Raw genomic sequence first — 6,047 nt, 5'->3', positions numbered from 1 at the left:
TTTTTAAATTCTTTTCTCCGCGTCTCTGCGCCTCCGCGAACTCCGCGTTAATTATCGAAGTGTGAGAAAAATGGCTCAGTCTTCGGCCATGAGGGTTTTGAGGTACTGGAACAGTTCGCGGGCGGCTTTGGGGGGCTTGTTCTGTTTCTGTTCGTTGCGCGCGCTGCGGATCAGTTGCCGTACGTGCTGGCGGTCTGTGTCGGGCTGTTCTTCCACCAGTTTTTCGAGCGCGGCGTCGCCGTCACTTAGCAGCCGTTCGCGCCACTTCTCCAGCTGGTGGAAGTGTTTGATGTCTTCCTCGAAGGGATGCATCACGCGATCATAAGCCTGTTGCAGGGCTTCGGCGTCGCGCTGGCGGATCAGCTTGCCGATAAACTGCATCTGGCGCTTGAGCGCGCCGCGTTGTTTGATTCGGCGAGCTTCATTGATGGCCTGTTGCAATTCATCGTCCAGCGGGATCTTGTCCAGATCGGCCCGGGACAGTTTGACCAGTTCACTGCCCAGATCCTGCAAGGCGTGGCATTCGCGCTTGCGCTGGGATTTGCTGATCCACTCTTCGTCATGGTCGTCGTAAGTCATGGGGGTATTTTACCTGTATCCGGCGGTCAGCGAGGCAGAAAATTGCCTGGCGTACCCCTTTTTTGTCGGGGCATTTGTCCCGTCAGCCGGGCCCCCGTAGAATGAGCCCGTTAACCTGAACAGCGAGAAAAGCATGTCCGAAAATCCCGTCACTTCCCGAACCGCCGACGAACTGCTCGAGCCCGGGCGCTACGAGCAGATCGTGGCGGATCTGCTCGATGAGGCAAAGCGATTGGGGGCCAGTTCCGCCGAGGCGGCGCTCAGTATCGAATCCGGCCTGTCGGTGACCGTGCGCCTCGGCGAGGTGGAGACGGTCGAACACAACCGCGACAAGGGACTGGGCATCACGGTTTATTTCGGCCAGCGCAAGGGCTCGGCCAGTACCTCCGATTTCAGCGCCGGCGCGGTGCGCGAGACGGTCAAAGCCGCCTGTGATATTGCGCGCTATACCGAGGAGGATTCCTGTGCGGGGCTGGCGGCGGCGGCGCTGATGGCAACGGATATCCCGGATCTGCAGCTCTATCACCCCTGGGCGATCGAAACACCGGAAGCCATTGAACGGGCGCTGGCCTGCGAAACCGTGGCCCGTGAGCATGATTCACGCATTACCAATTCCGAAGGCGCCAGCATTAGCAGCCACAGCGGTTTGCGGGTCTATGGCAACAGTCACGGATTTGTCGGCGCCTATCCCAGCTCCCGCCATAGCATGAGCTGTACCGTGATCGGTCAGGATGAGTCGGGCATGCAGCGTGATTACTGGTACACCCTGGCGCGGGATCCGCTGCAGCTCGACAGCGCCGAGTCGGTCGGGGTGCGGGCGGCCGAGCGCACCGTGGCCCGCCTGGGGGCGCGCAAGATCGATACCTGCCAGGTACCGGTAATGTTCGAAGCCGATGTGGCGCGCGGTGTGCTCGGCCACCTGGTGCGCGCGATCAGCGGCGGCGCCCTGTATCGCAATGCCAGTTTCCTGGTCGACGCCAGCGGGCAGCAACTCTTCCCCGAGCGGGTACATATCGATGAACGCCCCCATTTGCCGGGTGCGTTGGGCAGTGCTCCCTTCGACAATGAGGGCGTCGCGACTGCGCCCCGGACCCTGATCGAGGCGGGTGTGTTACAGGGCTATGTGCTCGACAGCTACAGCGGCTGCCGGCTCGGCCTGCCGACCACCGGCAATGCCGGCGGCGTGCATAACCTCTATATCAACCATGACGGCCTGGATCGCGAGCAGCTGCTGAAAAAAATGGATCGCGGCCTGCTGGTCACGGATGTCATGGGTCAGGGCGTCAACACCGTCACCGGCGACTACTCCCGTGGCGCCGCCGGTTTCTGGGTGGAAAACGGCGAAATCCAGTATCCGGTGGATGAAGTCACCCTCGGCGGGCGCCTGCAGGACATGTACCAGGGATTGCAGGCCGTCGGCAACGACATCGACGCCCGCGGCAACATCATCACCGGCTCCTGGCTCATCGACAACCTGACCGTCGCCGGGGACTGATCCCTTTCAGGGGCGGGTGTATATAACGCAGAGGACGCGGAGTCGCGGAGGCGCAGAGGATACAAAGCAATGTTGAATTTTTAATGCTGAATTTTGAATTAAACGCGTCTCTACAGTTCAAAATTTAAAATTCAACCTCCAAAATTATACTCCGCGTCTCTGCGCCTCCGCGAACTCCGCGCTATTTCCCAGGGAATCTGAAAAATGCGCCAATCAGGAAGAATGATTGGCGCCGGGGTCTGAGCCACTCATCCAGATTAGGTGTTATATAACGCAGAGGACGCGGAGTCGCGGAGGCGCAGAGGACCCAAAGCAATGTTGAATTTTTAATGCTGAATTTTGAATTAAATGCCTGTCCGCAATTCAAAATTTAAAATTCAACATTCAAAATTATACTCCGCGTCTCTGCGCCTCCGCGAACTCCGCGTTTATTTCCAGTGGACTCGAAAAAAGAGTCAGATCAGGAACAGCGTCGCCAGGCCGAGGAAGGCGAAGAAGCCGACGACGTCGGTGACGGTGGTGAGGATGACCGAGCCGGACAGCGCCGGGTCGATGCCGAAGCGTTTGAGGATCAGCGGGATCACGGCGCCGGAGATGGCGGCCATGATCAGGTTAACGACGATGGCGGCGGCGATGATCAGGCTCAGCGCGAAGTTTTCGAACCAGAGTCCGGCGACGGTGGCGATAATGATCGCCCAGATGAGGCCGTTCCAGATCCCGACTCCCAGTTCCTTGCGAAAGATAGTTCGCGCGTTGCTCGGATTGATCTTGCCCAGCGCCATGCCGCGAATCACCAGCGTCAGGGTCTGACTGCCGGCGATGCCGCCCATACTGGCGACCACCGGCATCAGTACCGCCAGGGCCACCAGTTGCTCGATGGTGCCCTCGAACAGACCGATAACCCAGGCCGCCAGCAGCGCAGTGAGCAGGTTGATCGCCAGCCAGATGCTGCGGCGCCGGGTACTGGTCATCACCGGCGCGAACATATCTTCTTCCTCGTTCAGACCGGCCATGCTCATCAGGGAGTGGTCGGCTTCCTCGCGAATAACGTCGACCACGTCGTCGATGGTGATACGGCCGAGCAACTGGCCATCCTCGGTGATGACCGGGGCGGTGATCAAATCGCGGCGTTCGAACAAGTTGGCGACATCGCGGGCTGCCATGTCGACCGGGATACCAATCACGTCGTGTTCCATCACCTCCGAGACGCTCATCTCTGCGTCGTTGGTCAGGATCACGGTCAGCGGTAACAGGCCCTGAAAGCGGCCGTCACGATCCACGACGAACAGACTGTCAGTGGATTCCGGGATGCTGCCGCGGCGACGCAGGTAACGCAGGACCACGTCCAGGCTGGTATCGGCCCGGACGGTGACCATGTCCAGGTCCATCAGGCCGCCGGCGGAGTCTTCCGAGTAGGAGAGGACCGAATGCAGACGCTCGCGTTCCTGCTGTTCCATCGACAGCAGAATTTCCTGCACGATATCGCGCGGCATTTCCGGCAGCAGGTCGGCGAGATCGTCAGTATCCAGCGATTCGGTGGCCGCGACCAGCTGTTCGGCGTCCATCTTGTCGATAATGGCGCGACGGACATCATCGGCCAGATGGACCAGTATCTCGCCTTCGGAGTCGGCCGGGACGTGTTCCCAGACGATCTGGCGATCATTGGCGGGCAGGGATTCAAGCAAATGCGCGATTTCCTGGGGATGCATCTCCTCCAGGAAGTCTTCTATCTGCTCCTGATCCTCTTCTTCCGAGTGAAGAATATCGAGCAGTGACTGCAGTACGTCACGATATTCCTCTTTTGTTTCAACCTCGGCCATTGAACCGTTCCCATATCCACCCGTTTTTAAAGTGTAACAAGGTCGCTTGCAGAATGGGAACTGCCGGGCTGATATTTATTGGCGGGATATGATGATATTGTTACTCGGGCTCGTCGAAGCGGTTGTTAATCAGTTCCTGCAGTGCCTGGCAGGCCTGTTCCTCATCCGGACCGTCTATTTCAAGAACAACGCTGGAACCTTTGGCCGCAGCCAGCATCATCACACCCATGATGCTTTTGCCATTAACCCGGGTTTCATTATGACGAAGATGAATCTCGGCCTCGAACCGGGAAGCCAGTGTCACGAACTTGGCCGCCGCCCTGGCGTGCAGTCCGAGTTTGTTAATGATTTCAATTGAATGTTCGATCAAACGTCAGTCTCCGGCGGATTGAATGACAATAATCCCGTCATGTGCGCCGGAAACCGCTTTTTCGACCATTTCAGGCAGGCTCAGCCGGGGATAGTTCAGAACCCGGATCAGCATGGGGAGGTTAAGACCACTGATGACAGCAATATTGCCCGTATGTAATTGCCGGGCAATATTGCTGGGTGTGGCTCCGAAAAGATCAGTCAGAATCAGAACGCCCTGGCCTTCGTCCAGCTGTCCGATCTGGGCGTGCGCTTTATCGAGCGTTTCTTCCAGGCCCGCATTCATGCTGATACCCAGGCGCTTGATGGTCAGTGGCATCTCGCCGATGATCTTGCCGGCCGTATCGAGCATAGCCTGGCCGATCTTGTCATGCGTGATTAACAAAACCGCAACGCTCATGTCAGCTCCCGGTGACGAACCAGAATGCCGTCACGCTGTGGACGAAAATAGTTCGCGAGTCTTTCCACCATATAAACGGAGCGATGGTGGCCACCGGTACAGCCAATGGCGACCGTCATATAACTGCGGTTGTCAGCCTCGAAACAGCCGATCCATTTTTCAATAAACTGGCGAATATCGTTGTACATGTCGTGTACCGCGTCATGCCGTTCCAGATAGTCGGCCACGGCCTGATCCTGTCCGGTCAGGTGGCGCAACTCCGTCACCCAGTGCGGATTGGGTATGCAGCGAATATCGAAGACAAAATCCGCATCCACCGGCACCCCGTGCTTGAAGCCGAAAGACTGGAACTGGATTGATAGCTGGATCCTGGCGGCGTTGTCCACCCGATTGCGAATGATATCCCGTAATTGATGAATGTTAGTCATACTGGTGTCGATACGCAAATCGGCACGGGAGGAAACCGGCTCCAGCAACCGGTGTTCCTGCAGGATGGCCTCGTTCAGAGGGACTTCGTCATTGCTCAGCGGATGTTTGCGGCGGGTTTCGCTAAAGCGTTTGAGCAGTGTCACCTCGTCCGCCTCGAGGAAAAAAATCTCACACTGGATGCCGGCATCATCCAGCGCTTGTAGTGCCTGGGGGAAGCTCACCAGTTCGCCGGAGAGATTACGCGCATCGATGCCGACGGCAAACCATTGTTCATGCCGCTGATTGGCACGCACGATTTCATCGGCCAGCGAGGGAAGCATCCCGATGGGCAGATTGTCGATACAGTAATAGTTCAGGTCTTCCAGCACGTGCAGGGCGACACTTTTGCCCGAGCCGGAAAGCCCGCTGATGATGAGCAGCTTCATTATGAAGATTGGGTTTGTTTGATGAGGCTCTGCTGACGTTCGATGAAATCCTGTGCGGCATTATAGCCGTTCAGGTAGAGTACATGATTTCGCACGGCCGCCTCAATAATTACGGCCAGGTCGCGTCCGGGCGCGACCGGCAGGCACACTTCGGGAATATCCACATCCAGTATACGCCGGGTACGGCCGGTGTGATCGAGCCGTTCAGGCGGCCCATCGTCAGGGCCCGGTTCGGTTTCCAGCTGGACGATCAAACGCAGACGCTTGTGATCGAGGATCGCATTGTTACCGTACATGGCACGGATGTTCAAAATCCCCAGTCCGCGCACCTCGATAAAATCAGTCAACAGGCTGGGGCAGCTGCCAGTGATGGCATCCGGCGCAGTGCGTCGGAATTCCGGAGCATCGTCGGCCACCAGGCGATGACCGTGACTGAGCAGTTCCAGCGCCAGCTCGCTTTTACCGACCCCGCTGGGGCCGGTCAACAGTACACCGATGCCGAAGACTTCCATGAATACCCCGTGAAAAAC

Annotated in this window: 6 protein-coding genes and 1 pseudogene; 1 reads left to right on the top strand and 6 read right to left on the bottom strand. The window is 57.8% G+C overall.

The genetic code is table 11. The features are described 5' to 3' along the window. Positions 1 to 75: 75 nt before the first annotated feature. Entirely contained in the window at positions 76 to 579 is a 504-nt protein-coding gene (gene yjgA, locus RI563_RS06880) for a ribosome biogenesis factor YjgA (RefSeq protein ID WP_310693629.1), read from the bottom strand. Positions 580 to 712: 133 nt separating this feature from the next. Between yjgA and pmbA the strand changes: the two genes are divergently transcribed. Then, positions 713 to 2,074, top strand: a complete 1,362-nt coding sequence (gene pmbA / locus RI563_RS06875) for a metalloprotease PmbA (RefSeq protein WP_310693628.1) — start codon at positions 713 to 715, stop codon at positions 2,072 to 2,074. A gap of 455 nt (positions 2,075 to 2,529) precedes the next feature. On the opposite strand, the gene mgtE is transcribed toward pmbA, so the two are convergent. From mgtE to RI563_RS06850, 5 genes and pseudogenes are all read right to left on the bottom strand, one after another. Continuing rightward, on the bottom strand, positions 2,530 to 3,894 hold the full coding sequence (gene mgtE / locus RI563_RS06870; protein ID WP_310693627.1) for a magnesium transporter: 1,365 nt from the start codon (positions 3,892 to 3,894) through the stop codon (positions 2,530 to 2,532). Between the two features lie 100 nt (positions 3,895 to 3,994). Beyond that, positions 3,995 to 4,264, bottom strand: a complete 270-nt coding sequence (locus RI563_RS06865; protein ID WP_310693626.1) for an HPr family phosphocarrier protein — start codon at positions 4,262 to 4,264, stop codon at positions 3,995 to 3,997. Between the two features lie 3 nt (positions 4,265 to 4,267). After that, on the bottom strand, positions 4,268 to 4,663 hold the full coding sequence (locus tag RI563_RS06860; protein ID WP_310693625.1) for a PTS fructose transporter subunit IIA: 396 nt from the start codon (positions 4,661 to 4,663) through the stop codon (positions 4,268 to 4,270). After that, the gene (rapZ, locus tag RI563_RS06855; RefSeq protein WP_310693624.1) at positions 4,660 to 5,517 is read right to left on the bottom strand and encodes an RNase adapter RapZ; all 858 of its coding nucleotides are present in this window, start codon (positions 5,515 to 5,517) and stop codon (positions 4,660 to 4,662) included. The genes RI563_RS06860 and rapZ overlap by 4 nt, the downstream gene beginning before the upstream one ends. Then, positions 5,517 to 6,047, bottom strand: a pseudogene (locus RI563_RS06850) (HPr(Ser) kinase/phosphatase); the annotation flags it as partial. The pseudogene RI563_RS06850 and the gene rapZ, both read right to left, overlap by 1 nt.

Source organism: Thiohalophilus sp. (genome assembly GCF_031581315.1).
Taxonomy (GTDB): Bacteria; Pseudomonadota; Gammaproteobacteria; order UBA6429; family Thiohalophilaceae; genus Thiohalophilus.
This window is presented reverse-complemented; position numbering and strand designations above follow the sequence as displayed.

Coding starts and splice junctions, on each gene's coding strand:
- pmbA (WP_310693628.1), top strand. CDS start 713: ATGTCCGAAAATCCCGTCACTTCCCGAACCGCCGACGAACTGCTCGAG.
- mgtE (WP_310693627.1), bottom strand. CDS start 3,894: ATGGCCGAGGTTGAAACAAAAGAGGAATATCGTGACGTACTGCAGTCA.
- rapZ (WP_310693624.1), bottom strand. CDS start 5,517: ATGAAGCTGCTCATCATCAGCGGGCTTTCCGGCTCGGGCAAAAGTGTC.
- RI563_RS06860 (WP_310693625.1), bottom strand. CDS start 4,663: ATGAGCGTTGCGGTTTTGTTAATCACGCATGACAAGATCGGCCAGGCT.
- yjgA (WP_310693629.1), bottom strand. CDS start 579: ATGACTTACGACGACCATGACGAAGAGTGGATCAGCAAATCCCAGCGC.